Source organism: Alphaproteobacteria bacterium (genome assembly GCA_018662925.1).
In the GTDB taxonomy this organism is placed as follows: domain Bacteria; phylum Pseudomonadota; class Alphaproteobacteria; order 16-39-46; family JABJFC01; genus JABJFC01.
In genome coordinates this window covers 37272-60402 of record JABJFC010000086.1, presented here as the reverse complement: position 1 = coordinate 60402, position 23131 = coordinate 37272, and the positions used below count along the sequence as shown (strand labels likewise).

The 23131-nt window shown below is 42.3% G+C and carries 17 protein-coding genes and 2 tRNA genes; 7 read left to right on the top strand and 12 right to left on the bottom strand.

What is annotated here, in order from left to right:
* Positions 1-303: 303 nt before the first annotated feature.
* The 3 genes from HOL16_07810 to HOL16_07800 form a co-directional block, all read right to left on the bottom strand.
* A complete protein-coding gene (locus HOL16_07810; GenBank protein ID MBT5390583.1) occupies positions 304-5163 on the bottom strand; it encodes an NAD-glutamate dehydrogenase in 4860 nt (1619 codons plus the stop codon).
* A 248-nt stretch (positions 5164-5411) separates the two neighbouring features.
* A complete protein-coding gene (locus HOL16_07805; protein MBT5390582.1) occupies positions 5412-5627 on the bottom strand; it encodes a hypothetical protein in 216 nt (71 codons plus the stop codon).
* A 159-nt stretch (positions 5628-5786) separates the two neighbouring features.
* A complete protein-coding gene (locus HOL16_07800; GenBank protein ID MBT5390581.1) occupies positions 5787-6773 on the bottom strand; it encodes an RluA family pseudouridine synthase in 987 nt (328 codons plus the stop codon).
* 15 nt (positions 6774-6788) lie between these two features.
* Here HOL16_07800 and HOL16_07795 point away from each other — a divergent pair, with 15 nt between their 5' ends.
* The 3 genes from HOL16_07795 (at position 6789) to HOL16_07785 (ending at position 9398) form a co-directional block, all read left to right on the top strand.
* Entirely contained in the window at positions 6789-7085 is a 297-nt protein-coding gene (locus HOL16_07795) for a hypothetical protein (protein MBT5390580.1), read from the top strand.
* A 44-nt stretch (positions 7086-7129) separates the two neighbouring features.
* The gene (rpoH, locus tag HOL16_07790) at positions 7130-8020 is read left to right on the top strand and encodes an RNA polymerase sigma factor RpoH (protein ID MBT5390579.1); all 891 of its coding nucleotides are present in this window, start codon (positions 7130-7132) and stop codon (positions 8018-8020) included.
* Positions 8021-8207: 187 nt separating this feature from the next.
* Positions 8208-9398 carry a D-alanyl-D-alanine carboxypeptidase gene (locus HOL16_07785; protein MBT5390578.1) on the top strand — a complete coding sequence of 397 codons (1191 nt, stop codon included), beginning with the start codon at positions 8208-8210 and terminating at the stop codon, positions 9396-9398.
* On the opposite strand, the gene HOL16_07780 is transcribed toward HOL16_07785, so the two are convergent.
* From HOL16_07780 to HOL16_07750, 7 genes are all read right to left on the bottom strand, one after another.
* Positions 9384-11378, bottom strand: coding sequence for a hypothetical protein (locus tag HOL16_07780; GenBank protein ID MBT5390577.1), 1995 nt, complete (start codon positions 11376-11378; stop codon positions 9384-9386). The two genes, HOL16_07785 and HOL16_07780, sit on opposite strands and share 15 nt — an antisense overlap.
* Positions 11375-12490, bottom strand: coding sequence for a UDP-N-acetylglucosamine 2-epimerase (non-hydrolyzing) (gene wecB / locus HOL16_07775; GenBank protein ID MBT5390576.1), 1116 nt, complete (start codon positions 12488-12490; stop codon positions 11375-11377). Before wecB ends, HOL16_07780 begins: the two co-directional genes overlap by 4 nt.
* Before the next feature lie 2 nt (positions 12491-12492).
* Complete coding sequence (locus HOL16_07770) at positions 12493-13236, bottom strand: glycosyltransferase family 2 protein (protein ID MBT5390575.1); 744 nt, start codon at positions 13234-13236, stop codon at positions 12493-12495.
* The gene (locus HOL16_07765) at positions 13229-13798 is read right to left on the bottom strand and encodes a hypothetical protein (GenBank protein MBT5390574.1); all 570 of its coding nucleotides are present in this window, start codon (positions 13796-13798) and stop codon (positions 13229-13231) included. Before HOL16_07765 ends, HOL16_07770 begins: the two co-directional genes overlap by 8 nt.
* A gap of 129 nt (positions 13799-13927) precedes the next feature.
* Positions 13928-14003: transfer RNA gene (locus HOL16_07760), tRNA-Thr, on the bottom strand.
* 62 nt (positions 14004-14065) lie between these two features.
* Positions 14066-15748 (bottom strand): energy-dependent translational throttle protein EttA, encoded by a 1683-nt coding sequence (gene ettA, locus HOL16_07755; protein MBT5390573.1) that lies wholly within the window; start codon positions 15746-15748, stop codon positions 14066-14068.
* A gap of 31 nt (positions 15749-15779) precedes the next feature.
* Positions 15780-15856 (bottom strand) — tRNA-Ile (locus tag HOL16_07750).
* Positions 15857-16027: 171 nt separating this feature from the next.
* Here HOL16_07750 and HOL16_07745 point away from each other — a divergent pair.
* On the top strand, positions 16028-16774 hold the full coding sequence (locus tag HOL16_07745) for a class I SAM-dependent methyltransferase (GenBank protein ID MBT5390572.1): 747 nt from the start codon (positions 16028-16030) through the stop codon (positions 16772-16774).
* Positions 16775-16950: 176 nt separating this feature from the next.
* Positions 16951-18132 carry a transporter substrate-binding domain-containing protein gene (locus HOL16_07740; protein MBT5390571.1) on the top strand — a complete coding sequence of 394 codons (1182 nt, stop codon included), beginning with the start codon at positions 16951-16953 and terminating at the stop codon, positions 18130-18132.
* A gap of 29 nt (positions 18133-18161) precedes the next feature.
* On the opposite strand, the gene HOL16_07735 is transcribed toward HOL16_07740, so the two are convergent.
* Entirely contained in the window at positions 18162-19397 is a 1236-nt protein-coding gene (locus HOL16_07735; protein ID MBT5390570.1) for a UbiH/UbiF/VisC/COQ6 family ubiquinone biosynthesis hydroxylase, read from the bottom strand.
* A gap of 137 nt (positions 19398-19534) precedes the next feature.
* Here HOL16_07735 and HOL16_07730 point away from each other — a divergent pair, with 137 nt between their 5' ends.
* On the top strand, positions 19535-20662 hold the full coding sequence (locus HOL16_07730; GenBank protein MBT5390569.1) for a mechanosensitive ion channel family protein: 1128 nt from the start codon (positions 19535-19537) through the stop codon (positions 20660-20662).
* 7 nt (positions 20663-20669) lie between these two features.
* Here the strand turns inward: HOL16_07730 and HOL16_07725 are convergent, their stop codons facing one another.
* Entirely contained in the window at positions 20670-21524 is an 855-nt protein-coding gene (locus HOL16_07725; protein MBT5390568.1) for a transglycosylase SLT domain-containing protein, read from the bottom strand.
* 186 nt (positions 21525-21710) lie between these two features.
* On the opposite strand from HOL16_07725, the gene tolB reads away from it, so the two are divergent.
* Positions 21711-23054 carry a Tol-Pal system protein TolB gene (gene tolB / locus HOL16_07720; protein ID MBT5390567.1) on the top strand — a complete coding sequence of 448 codons (1344 nt, stop codon included), beginning with the start codon at positions 21711-21713 and terminating at the stop codon, positions 23052-23054.
* Positions 23055-23131 lie beyond the last annotated feature (77 nt).

Below are 23131 nucleotides of genomic sequence, written 5' to 3'. Positions count from 1 at the left end.
TGTAGATGTTGGGAGCCAAGTTTATTAATCAGCTTTTTCTTTTTCATTTAGAAAACACTTTAGACTTACTCTAAACCATTAAAAATATTCACAAGGGGAATTGAGGGGGAATTTCCCCCAAATACTTGTTGACAAACTGAAGCTACATTTTAAATTTGAAAAATATCATCAATAAAAAATATACTTACAAAACAACAAGTTAAATATATATTTTTAGAGTTGCTCAAAAAGGAGTCAATCAGGAAAAAAGTCTTTCTAGAGCTTAAGATAGACGAATTATTCAGTGCTTATCCACAGGCTTATTCACGGATTTCGTGGATAAGTTGTCGGTAGTTTTAAAAACTCATTTAGTTGACGAACAGCGACAAAAAGCATCGATATATCGACGTTATGGGTTTTGAAATCATTTAAAAGCTGATCCAATTGAGTATAAATGTTGGAATGATTTTGTACCCAGTGATCTACAACCACTTCAGGCTTGTTAATATTTGGACATCCTTTCTGGGATTTTTGACAGTACTGGAGAATAGCCTTCGTAAGTTTGCTCTGACATTTGGAAAGTTCGTCGACAAGGGCACTTATGGAGATTTTTTGCCAATAGTTTTCAGAAATAAGGTTGTCGGCTTCATCTCGAAGCCAATTAAATCCAAAGAATTCTCCCACATAAAAATATGTACGGGCAATAGATTCAATGGAAATAGTACATTCCTTTGATATCTGGACAATATAAAGACTAAATGGAAGAAAATTCATGAAGGCTATTTTTTGAGCAAGTTGCTTTGGAACACTACAAGAAATATAGTTTTTGGATTCCTCCAGATTTAACTCATAATCTGACTTCGTCACATATTTGGTCATATTAGAACTTAAGGACATGATTCCTTCAGAAAATGCTTTAATTTCATCCTGAATATTGAAACGTTTGTGTCTTAAAAACCATAAAACAGAGAGCCTGAGAAAGTGGACGACTTCCATTTGCATTTGTGTTTGAGTTTCAGCGTTTACTTTATTGTCCAATTTTTCAATTGATTCCCAGTGACTATTAAGATCGAAGATACTGCACACGATTGTATAGGATTTTAGGACATCTCTAATTTTTGCACCGGATTGTTCAACCATGTCTGTGACGAAGGCAAAACCAGTCCTATTCACCATTTCATTGATCACTTGGGTCAAAATTATTTCCCTTTTTAGAGGGTGATTCATCATTTGCTTTTTATATTTTTCTTGGATCTTTTTCGGAAAGTAGTCATATAAATTGCTCAGAAAATGCGAATCTTCAGTACTAGAAGATTCCATAAGTTTTATTTTCAGTGATATTTTACTGTAAGAGAGTAAGACAGCGATCTCAGGGCGAGTGAAACCGATTCCATGAGCGAAACGTTCGGCGATAATATCGTCATTTGGGAGAAACTCTAGCTCTCGGTTAAGTATCTGCATGCGCTCAAGGTTTCTCATAAACCTGGCTTGTTGGCCAAGAATCTTTATGCCTTGGGATTCAATGATACTGATAATTTGTGTTTGTAGGTAGTTGTCTCGCAACACCAGGGAAGCAACATTTGGTTCTATTTGTGCCAACAAAGTATTTCTTTTAGCGGGGCTTAAAACTTTTTGATCAATTAACTGTTTCATAAAAATTTTAAGATTTACTTCATGATCAGAGCAGTCGACACCGGCTGAGTTATCTATAAAATCAGTGTTTATTTTTCCGCCGGCTAGAGCGAATTCGATGCGGCCCTTTTGAGTAATGCCTAAATTGGCGCCTTCTCCAATAATACGGCAATTTAAGTCTTTAGCATTTACACGGAGCCCATCATTGGATCGATCTCCAGCGTCAGAATTTTTTTCGTCAGAGCTTTTTATGAAGGTCCCAATGCCTCCAAACCAAAGAAGGTCATAGGACGCTTTTAAAAGGGCTTTAATAAGCTCATTTGGAGAGAGAGAGTCATGGGCTATACCCAGAAGCGCCTTCGTTTCTTTAGAAAGTTTTATTGCTTTTGCTTGACGACTAAAGACACCCCCGCCTTTAGAAATTAGCTTCGAATTATAATCTTCCCAACTGGATCGAGGGAGCTTAAAAAGTCTCTGTCTTTCTGCAAAACTCTTTGAGGCATCTGGATTTGGGTCCAGAAAAATATGTTGGTGATTAAATGCACCGATCAACTTAATGTGAGAAGAACAAAGCATACCATTGCCAAAAACATCGCCAGCCATGTCACCAATGCCCACTACCGCGAAATCAGTCGTTTCTATATTGGTATTCAATTCTTGAAAATGGCGCTTGACCGACTCCCACGCTCCCCGGGCTGTTATCCCCATATTTTTATGATCGTATCCAGAAGTTCCGCCAGAAGCAAAAGCATCCCCGAGCCAGAAGTTATATTCGGCAGAAATTTCGTTGGCTATGTCAGAGAAAGTAGCAGTTCCTTTGTCTGCCGCGACCACAAGATACGGATCATCTTCATCATATATCACTACTTTTTGGGGAGGGACCGCTTTGCCACTCTTAATGTTATCAGTGATATCTAGGATTCCTCGAATCATCTGTTGATAACAGGCGATCCCTTCCTGGAGAAATTCGTCTCGTGTTTTCCCATTTTTGGTCGTTTTTACGATAAAGCCGCCCTTAGCACCCGTGGGCACGATAACTGTATTTTTAACCATCTGGGCTTTCATGAGCCCCAAGATTTCGGTTCTGAAGTCTTCACGACGATCTGACCAGCGGATGCCTCCTCGGGCAATTTTGCCACCCCGTAAATGGACAGCTTCCATTCGTGGGGAGTACATAAAGATTTCGTATTCTGGGCGTGGTTCTGGCATGTCAAAAATTTTGGCTGCATGAATTTTGAATGAAAGGACATTCTCTTTTTGTTCTTCTATTTTTCGCTGGAAATAATTTGTACGAAGTGTTGATGTAATAAGGTTCAGGTAGCTTCTTAAAATCCGGTCTTCATCAAGACTTTTGACCTCATCGAGCGCTTTCGTTATGGACGAAACAAGATTTTTTTCTTTAGATTCTCTCGTTTTGATCTTCTGCATTTCAGGGTCAAATCGGAGATAAAAGAGATCAACCAGTTTTTTTACGATGTTAGGTTGATGAATAAGCGCTTCTTCAATGTAGCTTTGACTATAAGGAACCCCTAATTGGCGCAAGTATTTGGCATACGCTCGCAAGATGACGATATTATGCCAGGGCGATTCACTTTTAAAAACCAGAGCATTGAACTGGTCATTTTCGACAACTCCTTGATGTATTTTAAGAAAACAGTCTTCAAAAAGGGCACTAACCTTTAGAGTGTCTTTGAGTTCAAGTCTCTCTAGAGAAATTTCAAAGTCGTGAATCCAGACGGGGGATAATCTTTCTTTGGGCAGTATCTTAAAAGAAGTCTCATTCAGAACTTTGAGCCCCATACTCTCAAAAAGAGGTAGGACTGCGGCTAGTGGTAAGGCCTGATCATGATGATATAGCTTAGCATGAAGTTCTGGTTTAGTGGCTTCACTGGGGCTGACTAATTTTATCGAGAGAGGGGCATCTGCAGAGATTTCGTCAATCCGTAAAGCATCTTCTGTAGCAGTTTGTGCTCCATATCTAGATTGATATGGAACTGGAAACGCTTTGGCAAAGTGTCGAAAATATTCACGACCAGTTCCAGCGCTAAATGTTTCAATAAACTGCTCTTTTAGGAGATCTTTCCAGGACAGGGAAGCTTGAAATAGTTTTTGTTCAAGTTCTTTTGTATCGTACTTAGGGAGAGCTCCCGGCGAGAGTGTAATAATGAAGTGTACGCGTGCATAAGGGAGATCTCCCAGTTGGGACTGCCAAAAGCTAATGGGACCTTGGAAAGCCGCCTCGAGAATTTCCTGCATTTTCTCTCTAAGTTCGGAGTTATAGCGGTCTTGAGGGACATAAATGAGACAGGAAATAAAATGCTCAAAGGGGTCTTCTCTCACAAAAAGGGAGAGGCGTTGTCGCTCTTGCAAGTGAAGAATAGCTATGCTTACTTCGTACAAATTCTCGTTGGTCATCTGAAAAAGTTCATCCCGGGGCAAGGATTCCAAGATATGTATTAACGCTTTTCCATCGTGCCATTGGGGGGAGAAACTTGATTTCTTCAGGACTTGACGTACCTTACGTCGCAAGAGCGGAATGTCTCTCGGACTTCTATTGTAAGCTGTTGAGGTAAATAGTCCAACGAACTGGATTTCACCAATAACATTTCCACTTTCATCGAATTTTTTAAGTCGGATAACGTCCATGGGGGCGTTTCGGTGAACGGTAGAACGACAGATGGTTTTAGTAATCATCAAAACATCTGAGAGAGTGCACTTTTTTCCTATTTGGCATTGAGGGCTCAGAAAGTCGCTATTGCCTTTGAAGAGTCTACGATGAGTGTCAGATAAGAAACCCAAACTTGAGATAAGATCTGGATCTGCTTTAGCTTTTGAAAAAGTGTAGTCGCGATAGCCCAGAAACGTAAAATGGTCATTGCTCAGCCAGCGTAGAAATTCGACCACTTCGTCTCTATCCTTATCTGAATTCAGTAGGGCATTCTGTTCAACCATATATTCGGCTTCTAGAACACGAGAGCGCATGGCGGCCCAGTCTCGGACGCTTTTCTGAACATCTTTAAGAACCTTCACAATATTTGATTTAATGTCGTCTAATTTTTTATTGGAAAGAGTTTCGGCCAATACAATAACGATGCAAGATTCGAAATGATCTTTTTCTAAAGCATTTCTGCGATCTAGAATTTTTTGGACTGCTCCCCCAGCGGTTCTCTCGATTTTTATGACGGGGTGGATGGTGAGTCGGATCGTAAGATCATGCCTTTGCAGCTCACTGGTCAAAGAATCTACGAGAAAAGGCATGTCATCATGGACGACTTCAATAACAGTACTGTTAGCTAAATTAGGGAACCTCTTGGCATCAGGAATAAAGGCCTTAACTTTTTCTTCTCCTGCTTTTCGTTGTTGAGCAAAGTGATAAAAATCATCGGCTAACGATGCCAGGGTTTTTGTGCCTAATTGCTCTAAATCACCATGACTGGTATTTTCTAATAACTGGTACATAAAATCCACCAGGGACTTTTGTTTTTTTCCACTTTTCTTGGGAAGCAACAAAGCAACTTCATCTAGCGGTGACTTTTTTACTGTAGAAATCATTTTTTTCCCTGTGAGTTTATGCGCTTTTCTACACTCCAATTTTAGGAGATTTCTGGGAAGATTACTAGTTTAAATGCAACATTTTGTTGTTTAAATTTTGAAGAATTACTCGGACTGCGCAGGATTGGGCAATTTTTTTGCTTTATCTACTGCACGCGTAACTCGCGTTTGTCACGAAATCACACCGTCATGGCCCAATTGGCCACTTACGATCCTAGAATCCTTCCTTAGGAGTCAAGATGGAATTCTCATTCTTCTGCGGAAGATTCAGACGATTCCATTTCCTCTCCTACTTCCATTCCCTCTCCCTTCATTCCCATTCCCATTTCCGCTGCCGATTTTAACATGTATTTATCGAGTGAAGTTAAATCTTCTTTTTTCTCGTAAGCCATAGCTCCACTTGAAGGCCAAAAAGCACCCAAAATCATGAGTGATGCGACTGTTAATAAGCTTTTGTACAACATTTTAATCCCTCCATATAAAATCTATCCTGTAACACTGGCTCTGAGGCCAGTTCCCCAAAATCTCAGTATATCATATGTTGCCGTTATGCTGCCATTTATGTGGCCATTGTTTGTGTCAAATTTTAATGATGACCTACTGAAAAACGTTTACCATAGGGTTTAGCGGCTTTTTTTCTCATCTGAAATGCAGGATAGTTCTTTGAGTAAGTTTTCCATATCTTTGGGCAGAGGACAGGAAAATGCCACTTCTTCTTTGGTTGTTGGATGGATAAACTTAAGGTGCGTGGCATGCAAGGCTTGGCGGTCTTTTGGCCAGTCTATAGCTAGCAGCAATTTAGTGACAGGAGAAGTTTGGGGTCGCTTGCCATAGAGAGGATCGCCAATGATCGGATGACCTATATGGGATAGATGGACACGAATCTGATGGGTGCGGCCTGTTTCCAGTTTACACTCTATTAGACAGGCCAATTGCCCAAGTTTTTTGGTCGTTTTATAATGGGTTATGGCGGATTTACCACTTCGTGTCAGAACGGTCATTTTTTTTCGGTTTCGAGGATGACGCCCAATATTGCCTTCCACGGTCCCTTTGAGGGTTCTTGGGATGCCCCAGGCAAGGGCTTGGTACGTGCGACTAAGTTCTCGGTTGGCAAATTGGGCAGAAAGGAAGTGGTGAGCTTCGTTTGTTTTAGCAACCACCATTAGGCCACTTGTTTCTTTATCCAGTCGATGAACGATACCGGGGCGTTTGACGCCTGAGATGCCTGAGAGAGAGTCGCCACAATGGGCTAGAAGAGCATTGACAAGGGTCCGATTGGGGTTGCCTGGGGCGGGATGAACCACTAAACCAGCGGGTTTGTTTATGACAAGAAGTTGGTCATCTTCAAATATCACATCAAGTTCAATGGCTTCTGGCTTGGGAATAGGATCTTCAGGTGGTGGAATATGAATTTCAAAATGTTCTCTGCATTTGACCCTATGGGATGGGTCCCCTATGATGCCTTTGTCTTTCTGAAGTTGTCCAGCCAGTATGAGGGCCTTTAGGCGTGTGCGAGATAGATCAGGCCAAGCTTTTGCTAAGACTTGATCCAGCCTCTTACCCGCAAACTCTTCGGGAATGATGTAGGTACGAATGTCGGCAGTGGCCATTAAGGAGACTCAATAGTGAAGGCGTTAAAACTTTTAGTCATAGGCATGGGGATCCTTATTCTCTTTGGAACGACTGGTCTTGGGATATTACTCTACAAAAAGTTAGAAGTCTCGACAATTGACACCTCTGAAGCTAAAGAAACAGTTGTGCTTTTGCCCGAAGAAAGCCACATTTTAGAGATGCAGACTTCTGATAAAAAGATTTTCTTGCGGGTGAGCGAGAAAACAGATGGGCAACAATCCATTATAATCATTGATCAAAGTAACTTCTCCGATGTGAAAAGGATCTTTTTGAAAGGCCTTAAGCACTGAAGTTTTCCTATACTTAGAGAATAGTTTTGTATAGAGTTCGGGTCATGGATAAATCGTTTGAAGTTCCCAGTGTAGCCAGTGAAGGCTCGTTATCACATTATCTGCGGGAAATTAAGAAATTCCCCATGTTAGAGCGTGATGAAGAGTATACTCTTGCTAGGCGCTGGATTGAACATCAGGACAAGAAAGCAGCCCACGAGCTTGTCACAAGTCATTTGAGGCTTGTGGCCAAAATTGCTGGAGGTTATCGGGGGTATGGTCTGCCCATGGGAGAAATGATCGCTGAGGGTAATATTGGCTTGATGCATGCCGTCAAACGATTTGCGCCTGAAAAAGGATTCCGCCTCTCAACATATGCCGTATGGTGGATTCGAGCTACTATCCAGGAATATATCCTAAAATCATGGTCTTTGGTCAAAGTAAGCAGTTCAAGCAGTCAAAAACGTCTCTTTTTTAGTCTTAAACGCCTAAAGCGGGAGATCAAAGCGGCAGATGAGGGGGATTTAACGCCTGCAGAAGCTAAGAAAATTGCTAAAAATATGGGTATTAGAGAAGAAGAAGTCTTAGGCATGAATCGACGACTTTTGCAGCCAGACGTGTCTCTAAATGTTCCCATAAAAAGCCATGGAGAAGATGGCACGGAGGAGTGGCAAGATTGGCTCGTAGACGAGAGGGAAAACCAAGAAACAAAATTGCTTCATGAAGATGAGCACCAAAAGCGATATGCCCTTTTAACTCGTGCACTTGAGGGACTAACACCGAGGGAATCTGAGGTGTTAAAGTGTCGACGTCTTAAGGATCCACCAGAAACCTTAGAGATCTTGTCTAAAAAGTTGGGTGTATCTCGAGAACGTGTTCGTCAAATTGAAGTTGGAGCTTTTCATAAGCTTCAGTTGGCCATGAAAAATGACTCTATTTTTGAAGGGTTAGCTTGATTAAACAGTTTTTATGCCAATATCTGGCAATTCGTATTGATTTTTTTGTAGATTTTAGGATATCAGAATAGGTGACTGATTCGTGACAAAATGCTTATTTTTTGGTATCATGTAGGTTAAGGATAATAAGAAATTGACCACTTTATTTGTATATACTCGAAAAACTGACAGGGGTAGGGTGTTTTCGATGGGGGGAAGACTGGTTAAGAATCTTATTTGTTCATTTTTATGTGTTGGTATGCTTTTTGCAGTGCTTCCACAAAATGTCTTGGCGAACCTGCCTTCGGCATCTATTGTCATGGACGCTAGATCAGGACGCGTTATTCATCAGCAGAGATCAGATCTTCAACGCCACCCGGCCTCCATGACTAAGATGATGACTCTCTATCTTGTATTCGATGCCCTTAAAGCTGGAAAATTATCACTAAACACCAAATTAAAAGTGTCTAGATATGCTGCAAATCGTCCACCTTCTAAATTTGGTCTCAGGGTAGGTAGCAGTCTTTCAGTTCGTGATGCCGTCATGGGACTCATTACAAAATCTGCCAATGATGTGGCTGTCGTAATTGCTGAGCATTTGGGGAAAACTGAAGGAAAGTTTGCCATGATGATGAATCATAAGGCTCGGCAACTGGGGATGAATCGAACCAACTACAGGAATGCATCTGGACTTCCCAATTCGCGGCAAAAGTCTACAGCAAGAGATATGGCACGTCTTTCAAAGTCACTGATTCACACTCATCCCAACTATTACAAATGGTTTGCGACCCGTGCCTTCAAGTATAAAGGTACTCATCATAAAAATCACAACAGGCTCTTGGGAAAGATTCAAGGACTAGATGGCATTAAAACAGGTTTTACCAATGCCGCAGGTTTTAATCTTGCTGCATCTGCTTTAAGAGGAGATACGAGGCTTATTGTCGTGGTTATGGGGGAGCACACGAAATCGGCACGGGATAAAAAAATCAGAAATTTGTTTAAGTTAGGATTCAAGAAAAAACCTCACTCTGATCCTTATCGTATAGCCTCTGTACAGAATTTACCGTCTCCACGCTTAAAGCCAAGGGAGGCTTCTTCCTTTAAATTGCCTAGCATCATATCAACGGCCCATGCAGCGGAGAGCACTGGTTCTCGAAATTGGGCTGTACAAGTGGGAGTTTATTCGAAGCATTCTGCTGCCAAAGGTCAGGCAAAAAAAATGTTGAAAAGCTACAATACACATTTGAAAGAGTCCCAAATATATGTGACCACTTTGAAAGGAAAGAAAGGAACATTATATCGAGCGCGATTGGTTGGTCTGCATCAAGAACGCGCAAATAGGGCTTGTAAAATTTTAACCTCGAATCATCACGATTGTTTGGTTTTAAAGACGCGCTGAGACTTTTTTGGACTTTCGGCGCCAGTCAAACCGATGATGAAGCTTCACTTCCTTCACAAACAGAAAAATTCCTAATAACAAAAGTGTCCAATGGAGATAGCTATACCGTCCATTTGTCCGGTAAAAAAAGGTTATGGCAAATTGAGCGAGTCCACTCGCGCTGATAACTTTTGCGTAATAGGGCATACGTTTCCAAAACAAAATATATCCATTTATCAAGAGGGCAAAATAGAGCCAAAAACGGGAGAAGGGAACCTCACTTGTTAGGTGATGCCATATTTTAAACAACTCTTGTCCAGGCCAATGGCCATCCATGAGTACTTTAATGAGGGTTATATAATCTTTGGGCTGTATGGCTAAATTTTCTACCTTCTGTGCGGCAATGGTAAATAGCACGAGTTGATTGCCAAAGACATAATTGTGAATTGGGATCAAGAGAATGGGGCTAAATCCTGCGGCTAGGCTTAAGATATCTGCAACCCTTTGTTTCAAAAGTAAAATTAGTCCCAGAAGAGATATATATACACCGGCACCAACGGCAAGATTGGGGCGAATTCCAACGGAGAAAGCAAAGAGGAGTCCAGTAAAAAACAACGGGGAAAGTATATCTTTTTCTGGGAGCTTTTTTAAGAGGGGAAGGCTCAAAGAGACTGCGCTTAGGAAGAAAAAATAGCTAAGGGGTTCTGAAAATCCACGCATACAGAGTCGAACCATATAGAATTGGGCAAACCCAAAGGATTCGAAAATCGGGGCGATTAGAAAGGCTAAGGTAAGCCAAAAGCTCCATTTGGGGGAGAGTATCTTCTCCAAAAGTCCGAAAATGACAAATGGAAAGAAACAGATAATAAGAAAGTAACCCAAGTGTGTTTCGCCAAATAGGTAAAGATTTAAAGCGTAGAAATAACGATGCCAGGGCATGAGATCATATATGTTTTCGGATCCCTGGAACACTCCCTGCCAATGGAAGGTATAGAGTGACTCTAGGATATAGCGCGCTGCAGTAGAATAGCTAAGTCCGTCATTTCCTCCCTCTAAGAGGAGAAAACCTGTTTGAAAAAGGGGTCGATAGAGAAAGGCTACGCCTATGGAAAGTAGAAAAGAAAGTCCCAAAATGATCGTTTTTCGACGATAATTGGTGTCTGATCGGAGAGAGTGTAGAGGGGTTCCAATTGGTATGAGGATCCCACACAGGACGCAAGTAGCGAGAATGATCAAAGCCAACTCAGCCCAATCCCATATGGCATGGGAGAAGGGCTTTTGAATGTGGAGCGCAAGAGGAGTTTCTGGATCAATATCTACGGCATAGAAGGATGTTATCTGAGGATTGTGAGTCGAAATGCATTTGTTTTCCAAGGACGTCGTTTGTTCAAGGTTTCCATCTTTCGTGGGGAGGTAGAGAATTCCTTTCCAGCAGATTTTTGTACTGGGGCTTTGGGCAAGGTTTTTTGGGAGTTGAATATGCAAGACGTAGGGGAGGAATTCCCGTTTTGGAATCATATCATGGTAGGTATTGTAAATATTCTTATTGAAAGCGCCAAAGCGAAGCTCATGCCGATTGGAAAAATCAATAGATTGAATACGGCGAGACAAGGGCGAATCTTTATGGAATTTTTCAACGAGAAAAGCATCGGTCCATCCATCTGATGAAATGTTGTGTGTTGGGTAGAGCCTCTGAAATTCTTGAGTCGAAAATTCCTCAACTGCTTGGGGAAGTGACTTAGCAAAAGGTGCTTCTGGAATGTAGACGTTGCCTCCTTGATCCAGATAGCTTATGGGAAGAGCCCACTTTCCCATAGTGAGCAACATCAAGATTCCTAATGCGTACAGGATTTTCTTTTGTGATAGATGAAGCCCAAATATCAGGGCTGCGGAAAGGCCCGTGGCAAGGACAGAGAACTTCCACCACGTGTCAATTGGCAAGCCCAAAATGAGCATTAGAACAGTGAGATAAAAGGTAAATGAGAATAATTTTTCAGTCATGATTGTGCGAAGAATTTTGCAATTCGACTAGAGGCATTCCCGTCGCCATAGGGATTTTTACTTTTTGCGAATTGGGTGTAATATTCTTTGTCGTCTAGAAAGCGTTGGATCATTTCCAACACGTTCTGGGTTTCTGTGCCGACAAGAATGCTGCAGCCAGCCTTTATCCCTTCAGGCCGTTCTGTTTTTTCTCGGGCAACGAGGACCGGTTTTTCTAATGAGGGAGCCTCTTCTTGAATGCCTCCCGAATCAGTTAAAATCAAATAGGCGTGCTTCATAAGATATACAAAGGCTTCGTAGTGTGGTGGTTGTATGAGTTTGACAGCTGAAAGCCCACCCAATGTTTCTTCCACTGTTTTTTGAACATTGGGGTTGGGATGCACTGAAAAGATAATTTCCACATCTGGGCGTCGGCACAATTCTTTGAGGGCATTACATACGTTTTCTATGCCACCACTATGGCTTTCCCGACGATGTAAGGTGACTAAGATTGTTCTCTTTTTGGGATTTATGGGAGGCAGCATTTGTTCTAATTTCTGCCGTAGAACAGAATCCATATCTATTTTTTTACTTGTAAAGAGGAGCGCATCTACAACCGTATTTCCGGTTACGAGGACTGTATCTGCTGGGACATTCTCTTTAAGCAGATTTTCACGAGCGGGTTCTGTCGGGGCAAAATGAACTTTTGCTAAGACAGATGTAAGGGCGCGGTTAGCTTCTTCAGGCCAGGGAGAATAGAGGTCTCCTGAGCGAAGTCCGGCTTCTAAATGGGCAACGGGTATTTGTTCATAAAAAGCAGCTAAACTGGTTATAAATACCGTTGTCGTATCTCCTTGGACTAGGATGTAATCAGGCTTTTCTTTTTTTAGAATAGGGGTGAATTTTTCTAAAACCCGTTGGGAAAGTTGAGGGAGAGTCTGATTGGGTTGCATGAGTTGCAAATCGTAATCCAAACGTAGTCCAAAAATCTGAATGACTTGATCTACCATGGTGGTGTGCTGCCCTGTATTGCAAGTCACATTTTGGATGCCAGGGGTTGCTTGAAGCTGATGAATCACTGGTGCGAGTTTAATGGCTTCAGGCCGCGTGCCAAAAACTGTCAAAATTTTCATGGTTAAGCTTTACGCGTCAGAATTTGGAGGGAGGACAAAATGGTTCTTCCCAGTTGCACGTTAGAGGCAGAAAACTTGTTCCCGTATTTGAGAATCATGGGGACCTCCACAATGGTGGGGGCAGCCTTATTTAACTTGGCTAGCAATTCTGTGGTACAGGCAAAACTTTTTTCTTCCAAGTAAGGTGCAGGTGTACATTTATAGAACTTTTTCAGGAGCTCTCCTGAATGAGCACGGAACAGGCAGGTATAGTCCTTCACACCGGGAATTCGCCAAAATATTTTGTACAAAAGTCGGGCTCCCTGGCTGAGGAATATACGGTGTTTGGGAAGACCACTAATGCGCGATTGAGGGCAGTACCGAGATGCAATAGCCATGTCGGCCCCTTGCTCTAGTCTCTCTATCATTTCCCGGACCAAATATGGGTTGTGGGTGTTATCCCCATCCATCGTAATCACCGCTGTATCGTGAGAGACTTGATTTGAAAGATGAGCGAACCCTGAATTTAGGGCGCCTCTAAGTCCTTGATTTTCAGTATGAAAAATTTCTGTAAGGGTGATATTTTTCAAATTATTTTTTGCTTTCTGAATCCATTTTTTGGAATCGTCTTTGCTGCAGTCGTCGATCACGATGCTTTCCACTGAAGGGGAAATGGTTTGAGAAAAAGCATCAATATTAAGGAGCAGGTCATGGATGCTTTTGGATTCATTGTAAACGGGAAGGAGGAAGTAAATTTTTCTAAACATTGAACTTTCTCTTTGCACGTCGTACGAAAAGGAAATGTACAGCAAGGCATACCGTAATGAGAATACCGGAAAGAATCAATCGAGTTTGGTTATATTCTAGAACAAAATTTTGACCGATGGCACCTGCTTGATAGGCAATAATAAAGGCGGGAAGACCTCCAAGATAAATCCCTGTATAGGCTTTCAATCGGTCTTGTTTCATGAGCCCAAGGCTGAGCACCATAAACAAGAAGGGAAAAATCATGGCTGACAGCGCAATGGTAACCGTATCGGGATTTTTAATCATTTTTGGGAGACGATTGATTATTCTCTCTAACCTGGCTTCGACAAACTTAATTTTAGATATTTTCTGAGCCATCTCGTAATAGAGGATAGTGCTAGCAAAATATCCAAGGAAGGCCACTGCCAAGCCAGTCCAAAAGCTAAAAAAGAGAGCTGACAAATACACCAATCCCGTAATGGGCATCCCCATTAGAGGAGCGCCTAAGAAAAGCCCTCCGATGTATGTTCCTTTCAAAAAGGGAGATAGGCCCAGAAGGTAAAGATATAGTGACTTAATCATGGTTCTAACATTTACCAGGATTCCCTAAAAAGGAAAGAAAAAACTTTTCAAAAGCCTGGTGGAAAATGAGTTACCCATGTCTTCGGTATAATCTTTTACCTTTCTCTCCGGTATGGACCCTGGACCGGGTGGTGCCGAAGAGAGGACTCGAACCTCCGACCTACGCATTACGAATGCGTTGCTCTACCAACTGAGCTACTTCGGCAACTGCAAAACTCCTCGATAAAGCTATCGTGAAACACAAGAAAGGACAAGATTGATTTTCCCCTAAGCACGCTTAAGGCGTTTATATTTGCCCTGTCGAAGATCTTCATCAGTGATTCCTAGGCGTCGCTTCTTATCTTCTTCATAGCTTGCAAAGTTGCCTTCGAACCATTCAACGTGGCCGTCACCTTCAAATGCCAATATATGTGTGGCTACACGATCAAGGAAGAACCGATCATGGCTGATAACGACAGCACAACCGGCAAACTTGAGAAGGGCTTCTTCAAGGGCGCGAAGTGTTTCTACGTCCAAGTCATTAGTGGGTTCATCGAATAATAGTAAATTTGCGCCAGACTTAAGAATCTTGGCCAAGTGAACCCGATTGCGCTCCCCCCCTGATAGGGAACCGACTTTTTTCTGCTGGTCGGGTCCTCTGAAGTTAAACCAAGAACAGTAAGCACGACTGGAAACTGACTGTTTTCCCAACTCAATTTCATCTAGGCCATTGGACAGCTCTTCCCAAATGGATTTATCAGCAGACAGGGTATCTCTTGACTGATCCACGTAGCCTAATTGGACTGTGTCTCCCACATCAAAGGATCCCCCATCAGGTTTTTCTTGATCTGTAATCATTTTAAAGAGAGTCGTTTTTCCAGCACCATTGGGGCCTATCACACCCACGATACCGCCTGGGGGAAGGCGAAAGCTAAGGTCATTTATAAGAGATGTTCCGTCAAATCCTTTGGAAATGTTTTTGGCCTCTATGACCATGCTTCCTAAACGAGGTCCTGCCGGGATAACAATTTGGGCTTCTTTCGTCGAAATATTCTTAGATTCTGCCAACAGTGTATCATAGGCAGAAACACGGGCTTTGCTCTTGGTTTGGCGCCCCTTCGGTGATTGGCGGATCCAGTCTAGTTCTCGGTCTAGAGCTTTCTTTTGGGCGGCTTGCTGTTGGTTTTCAACAGAGAGGCGTTTTTGCTTAGCTTCAATCCAGGCAGAATAGTTGCCTTCATAGGGGATACATTCGCCACGGTCTATTTCGAGAATCCATTGGGTAATATTGTCTAAGAAGTAACGATCATGGGTCACCAGAACGACAGTGCCAGTGTATTCCTGTAAGTGACGCTCAAGCCAGGCAATAGATTCTGCATCCAGGTGGTTAGTAGGTTCATCCAAGAGAAGAATATCGGGATGTTGTAACAAGAGTCGACAAAGGGCTACTCTGCGTTTTTCACCACCTGAGAGTTTGGAAATATCCGAATCTCCGGGTGGGCAACGGAGGGCATCACGGGCAATTTCAGCAGTTCGTTCAATTTCCCAGCCATCTACGGCATCAATTTGTTCCTGAAGGGCTGCTTGCTCATCCAAAAGAGCCGTCATCTCATCATCACTTAGCTCTTCTGCAAAGCGCGCGCTGACGGCATTGAATTTATCTAAGATGGCTTGAGTTTCGGCGAGTCCATCCATGATGTTGCCTTTGACGTCCTTGGCCGGATCGAGTTCTGGTTCTTGCGAGAGATAGCCAACGCGCATCCCTTTTGCTGCCCAAGCTTCTCCATTGAATTCCTTATCTATGCCAGCCATGATCCGGAGCAAAGTGGTCTTACCCGATCCATTGATTCCAATGATGCCAATTTTTGCCCCGGGCAAAAAAGAAAGCCAAACATTTTTCATAATCTCACGACCACCAGGAAATACTTTCTGAAGGTCTTTCATCACGTACACATATTGAGGTGCTGACATGGATATCCAATCTTTTCAAAAACATTAATACTGGTGGGCCCGGCAGGACTCGAACCTGCGACAACACCGTTATGAGCGGTGCGTTCTAACCAACTGAACTACAGGCCCCTGGGGCACATTACCCGAATTCACATATAGGTCAAGAATCTTTTGTGGGTAGGGGCAAGGATCTAGCCGCTTTTACGGAATTAGCAGAAATAGGACTGTAATATGTGTTGCAGGGTATGCTACCTGTTTATATATCATTGTTGGGAAGTTGGTTCGAAAGAGTCGTAGGAAATGAAACAGGAAGCTTATCTTATTGAAAATTCAGTGGAAGATTCCCATTGGTGGTTCGTGGGTCGTCGGAATTTATTTAATAATGTTTTGCAAAAGCTTTCCCTCCCACGTTCTTCGAGGGTTTTAGATGTTGGTTCTAGTACGGGAACAAATTTGCGTCTTCTCAAGGATCAGGGCTTCACAAGATTTGAGGGTTTGGCTATGAGCAATGACGCAATTCGTTTTTGTGAAGAGAAGGGACTTGGACCTGTGAGGCTTGGGAATATATGTAAAGCTCCTTATGAGGCAGATGAATTTGAGTTTATTTTTGCGACAGATATTCTCGAGCACATTGAGGATGATACGCGGGCTCTGAGAGAGATCATGAGGATTCTCGTGTCAGGAGGACAGCTTTTATTGACTGTTCCGGCCTTTAATTTTTTATGGGGGAAGCAAGACGATGTTTCATTGCACAAACGTCGTTATCGCTTAAAATCTCTAGTGAAATTATTAGAGCAGGCTGGATTTAAAGTACAAAAGAGTTTCTACTTTAATTATATGCTTTTTTTTCCAATATGGTTTGGGCGTCTTTTGATAAAATGGCTAAACGTGAATATTGAGAGTGAAAATCAAGTCAATTCTCCTCTATTAAATAAGATATTAACTTGTATTTTTTCTGTGGATATATGGTCAGCACAAGTTATAAGGCCCCCTTTTGGAGTGTCGATATTTGTTTTATGTCAAAAACCTGAGCAGTGCGTGAAATGATCACACAATAACTTCCCACTTTCGCTTGTTGTTTTATTTTCATCAACGCGAATCTTGAGGCACTGTATATTAAATTCTTAAACACTCAGACTGAACAACATGGATGAAATGGCTCTGTAATTCTGCTAGAATCACACGTATGGACCTCAAAAAGAAAAGAGACAAAGGGGAAGAGCATGAATATAATTGTGGCTAATCATCGCTCTTTTTATTTTTTACTATTCGCAATTATATTCTTTGTAGCGAGCTTCCAATCATCTTTTGCTGACCAGACAGAGCCAACTTCCACTGTCATTCAGCACGATCAAACAACGGTTGGTTCAGCGTCTTCTGGTGCGGTGCCTAATTCATTGTCGAAATCCACAGTTCTTAAAGTGGGTGTTGTAGAAGGAGCTCCCTTTGCAATGATGTCGGAGCAAGGAGATTGGGAAGGGTTGTCTATTGAGCTGATAGATCACATCAGCAAAGATCTTGGATATGAATATATTCTTGAAAAAACGACCGAATCGGAAGGGTTGAAGGAGGTAGATTCAGGAAAATTTGATATAATAGCGGGTGATACGCCCCTTCGTCAGGAACTTTTGATCTCCGATTATACCATTCCATATTTTGTGACCGGGTTAAGCATCGCCGTTTCTAAGGTGGATGAGAAATTTTATTCAGTTCTTAAGGATCATCTTGTATCTAAAAAGTTCATGGAGCCTTTGGGATTGTTGTTTGTGTTATGTCTTTGTTTTAGTTTGTTGCTATGGGCAGTAGAACGAAAAGCTAATCCGTCATTTCAAGGAGGCAGCCTTAGAGGTATTGGTGAAGGGCTTTGGTGGACATTTGTGACAATGGTTACTATTGGAGACGAAGCTCCCAAAACCATTTATGGACGATTAATAGCAGTTGCATGGATGATTAGTACGGTTGTTATCCTTTCCAGCCTTGTCGGGACTGTTGCCGGGGCTCTTACTACTCATGCTCTTCGTCCAGAAGTTTACGGCCCATCGGACTTATCAAGAGTGGAAGTTGGGACGATAGCGGGAGGTATTGGCGCAAAATATTTAGACAAGAGGCACCTAAATTATCAAACTTTTAAGACCGTACCAGCTGCGCTCGATAGCTTAGAATCTGGAAAGTTAAAAGCCATTGTTTTTTCGGAGCCAGTTTTGAGATACCAAGTGAAGAAAAACTATGCCAAAACCCTCAAGGTTCTTCCTAACTCTTTTACCTCTCAGTATTATGTCCTGATTACATCCAAAAATAGTCTTCTTCGTTTAGCGCTGAACAAGGCTGTTTTCAACATGTCCTATTCTGAAGAGTGGTTAGATATTCTTCACAAGTATATGGGGCATGTTCCTAGTCATCACTAGTTGGGGGGCTGGGTTTGAAAGGAAATAATTCATCCTTTTAAGGATCGGGGCAAATCTCCCATAACACCCATGGCGTGTTTCATGAGCGGCTTTTTGAGAGAAGGCATTTTGTCGATCAACCCGAAACCAAAGCTGCCCAGAGCCTTCAGCAGCTTACTATCATTCGAAAAAAAGCGAACGATGCCATCGGTTGAAGCCGTTAGTGTATGGACATCTACTTTGCGCCATTGTTCGTACTTCTCCAGAAGGAGAGAGCTTCCCAAATCTGTGCCAAGTTTGTGGGCATCAAGAAGGGTTTCTGCCAAAGCAGCCACATCTCGAAGACCCAGATTAAGGCCTTGGCCTGCCACAGGATGCATGGCGTGGGCAGCATCTCCTAACAGCACTAGCCGCTGGGCAATGCTAGATTTGGTCATGCCCATGATGAGGGGATACGACCAACGTTTTCCAGACAGTTGCGCATTTCCGTAATATGATCCCATGCGTTCTTTGAGAAGAGTGGAAAGAGTATTTTCATCTAAGTTCATCAAGGCCTTAATTGTTTCTGGCTGATCTGACCAGACAATAGAGCTACGATGGGAAAACTTGGATTTACTATTTTCTACATCATTCATGGGGAGGGCAGCGAAAGGACCTGTTCCATAAAACTTTTCATAAGCAAGCCCATTGTGTGGGTGCTCATGATGAACGACGCACACTAAGGCGTGTTGATTGTATGGAATTTCTGTGAATTCAATTCCGGCCTTTTCTCGAATCTTAGAATTACGACCATCGGCGGCAATAACCAATGACGTACGGATTGTGTGCCCACTCTTAAGGGTCGCAATTACGCCCGTCGATGATTTCTCAAGGGAGAGAATTTGATCAGGCGCTCGAAATTGGATTGCCTGTTGTGAATTTATGGCTTCCACAATAGCTTTTCGAAGAAGAGGGGCTTCAACCATATAGCCTAACGGTTTGTGTACCAATTGATGATCATAGTGGAGTGTGGGACCCGAGGTGCCCTCACAGACTTTGATATCTGTAATAGGGGTTGCTTTTTCTGATATGCTGTTCCAAATATTTAATGATTTTAGTAAGTTATACGATCCATGTGAAAGAGCATAGACGCGACCATCCGAACTTGCTTTGAGAAAAGTTTCTGGTGCAATGTGATCTACTAAACATACCGAGAGACCTTCTTGGGCCAGAGCACATGCCAGTGTGCCTCCAGTGGGTCCGCTTCCGATAATGAGAACGTCATGTGTTTTGGTTGTGTTCGTCATTTTCCCTCTCAGTAAAGAATATCTAACATGATGTACCATTAGAACACGAGTTTTTTTAATAGCTATGGTGAAAATTTAGATTTTCATATAAATTGTGATGAGAGTTTATGGAATTCGATTTAGTTAGTGGAGTGAGAATGGAAAAGGTTATTCAACACATTGGAGAATGGATGCAGTCTCATTCATTTTATTTTTTTGGAATAGATATTATGGGGATCGTACTTCCGCTCCTTGTATTCTCCTTTTTTATATTACTTAGGAAATTGTTCGCAGTTGTTGTTCTTAAATTGCTTCGTAGAAAAATTCACAAACTGAATCTTGAGGGCGTTGATGATTTGGTTAGAGCTTTAGAAGCACCGTTGAAATTTTTGTTCGTTATTATCGGGTTGTTTTGTTTTCTTGAGCTTATGAAGCTTCAAGGACTTTTTGTGAAACTTGATAATCGAGGCATTGTTACGTTAACGGCCTTTACCTTTTTTTGGGCTTTATTTCGGTTGCCAAAGCCAGTTTTGGATTTATTAGACAAGCACAGCAATCTTTTTGATAAGAGCAGTTTATTCGATTTGAAGTCCCTATTTTTTCATATTTGGAAGAGCTTCATTGTAATTGTAGGTCTTATCCTAATTTTGGATGTTTGGGATTATAACGTAACGGCTTTTGTTGCTTCATTAGGGATTGCTGGTGCAGCCGTTGCCTTGGCTGCTAAAGATACGGTTTCAAACTATTTTGGATCCCTCGTGATCTATTTAGATAGGACTTATAAGAAGGGTGATTGGATAAAGACTTCTGGAACAGAAGGTATTGTCGAGTTTGTTGGTATGAGATCCACGAAAATTAGGACTTTTGATAAAGCATTAGTGACGGTTCCAAATAGTGTAGTTGCAAATGATACCATAACAAATTGGTCTAAGATGCCTTGCCGACGTGTTAATACAACCATTGGAGTGGAGTATGGGACCACCAAAAAGCAAATAGAAACAATCATCAAAAAGATTCGAAAGTATTTGTTTAGTAATCCAGATGTTAGAACAGAGGGGGTGTTGACCATCATCAACTTCCAGGGATTTGCGGCAAGCAGTTTAGACATCCGTATTAGTTTTTTCATAAAAACAGTCAAACGGGCGGAATTCATGCAGGTACAAGAAGATTGCCTGCTTGCCATAAAGGGGATTGTGGAAGGAGACGGGGTTAAATTTGCTTTCCCCAGTCAGTCCATTTATGTGGAGAGTCTGCCAGAGGCCATGTCCAAGAAGCAGGGGAAGTGATATTGGTCTATCGTGCTCCTAGATAGAAGTATGCGGCCTTGTATCCCGTCTTTGTTTCTCCAAAGAGTGTTTTTGCATGGAGGGGCGGCAAAGTTTTTTTCTTAAAGTTGGCTTTTTGTAACTTAGGTTTCGGAGGAACTTCGGAAATAGGACGAACTACGACGTTTCTTAAAGGGTGAGTTGAAATATTAGAGGTGTACATCACAAGTGTTTGAGCATGTGTATTGGTGGCGCGAACCTGGTCAACTCTATTGCCCCGGAAGACGGCTTGCTTGAAGAAGCTTCTATCGAATATTTTATTCTCTTTAGATTGGCGTCGTGTGGACCATATATCATAGACTCTGTTGCGATACTTCTCGTGATGTTTTCTAATGCTAGAGTGATAGTGGGCAACAGCCATTTTCCAGGATTTGAGGTCTGTATGAAGATCTGTCAGAAATGAGGCGGCATAGGCCACGTTTGACTTTGGATCGAAGGCCTCATCCAGATTCTGAAAGGCTGTTGGATGATATTTAAGATTGATTTGCATACATCCCACATCAATGCTTTTGACTCCCTGGGCTTGTAGTGCTTTCACTTTTTTAATGGCTTCGTCCTTGCTAGACAGATAGTACCCCGCTTTCTTTGTACCGATAGTCCAAGGCCAGACAACAACCTTTCCTTTCGTGTACTTGCCTGATTCAGCAATTCCTATGGAGAGAAGGAGTTGGGCAGGGATTCCCGATTGTGACTCCCATTTTGCAATTGGGGTATGGCAAAGTGCCGCCACTTTGGGAGCACTCTGGGCTGTGTGTAGCTGGATCAGTGTAGCATAAACTATGAGGCTTACCCATTTCAGGGCAAGAGATAATCTCCCATACATAAAATTGCCTATTTTTTATCCCTGTTACCTATACTTATAACATACTTTGGCAACTTAGCCCATTGTTTTGAGTGCCTTTTTCCCGCCATGATCCCATAGAGTTAAAAAATGATGAAACGGTCTTGTCTTGGGAGGACTTTCCCCGTACCACTAAATAACAGGTGAGTACATGTATGGGATAAAGGAATGATTCGAAAACTTTTTCAGATTTTAATTTTTGTGGGGCTTCTTTTGGGACAAGGGGAACTCTTGGTCTCTCCTGCAAAGGCCGAGCTTATTGTTGAGGTTACGCAAGGAAATGTAGACCCGCTTCCCATTGCGATTCCCAACTTTCAGGAAGACTCAAACTGGAAAGGCATGGGGAAGGAGATCTCCAAAATTGTATCAGATGATATGGAAAACTCGGGTCTTTTTCATGCTATTGATCATAGATCCTTTATTGAAGATCCTCAGAAAATTAAAGAGATGCCTAGGTTTCCTGATTGGCGTCTTATAAAGGCCCAGGCGCTTGTGACGGGGAGGGTGATTGGAATGGGCCCCGGTAAGATGCGTGTGGAATTCCGACTTTGGGATGTATTTTCCCAACGTCAGATAGAGGGCATTGCCTACACCTCAAGTAAGGACGGATGGCGCCGGATAGCCCACCGGATTTCAGATGCCATATATAAGAGACTTACTGGGGAAGATGGCTATTTTGATACGCAGCTTGTCTATGTTTCTGAAACGGCACCTAACAAGAAAAAGAATACGCGTCGTTTAGCTATTATGGATCAGGATGGCGCGAATCACCAATTTCTTACGCCAGGAGACCATCTTACTTTGACGCCACGTTTTTCAACAACGGATCGGCTGATAACCTATATGTCCTATGCCAAAAATACTCCGCGTGTCTATTTGATGGATCTAAATACCCAACAAAAGAAACTTTTGGGTGATTTTCCTGGGATGACATTTGCCCCTCGATTTTCTCCCGATGGGAAAAAAGTTATCATGAGCCAGTCTCTCAAAGGGCTTTCATCTATCTATACCATTGATTTAAAAACAAATAAGGTCGTGAAACTCACGAACTCTCCGGGAATCGATACGTCGCCTTCGTATTCTCCGGATGGATCCAAAATTGCTTTTAATTCGGACCGAGGTGGGAGATATCACATCTATGTTATGGGTTCAAATGGACGAGGAATTCAGCGAATCAGCAAAGGAGAGGGGCGCTATGCAACGCCTGTCTGGTCTCCTAGAGGTGATTTAATTGCATTCACAAAGATTCATAATAAACAGTTTTATATAGGTGTTATGAAACCTGATGGGAGCGGAGAGCGCTTATTAACGTCAGGATTCATTGTAGAAGGTCCAACATGGGCACCAAATGGGCGCGTTATCGTTTATACCCGTCAGACGCCCTCCGATCGAAGGGGAAGAGGTGGTAATAGTAAGCTGTATTCCATTGATATAACAGGCCGCAATGAAAGGATCATAGCGACACCAACCCATGGATCGGCACCAGCGTGGTCATTTCTAAATAAGGTTTAGTGAAAACCTTGTTGATTCAAAAGGAAATTGGGATTATAGTTAGGGAATGGAGCATCCATTGATCACCAGAATGCTGA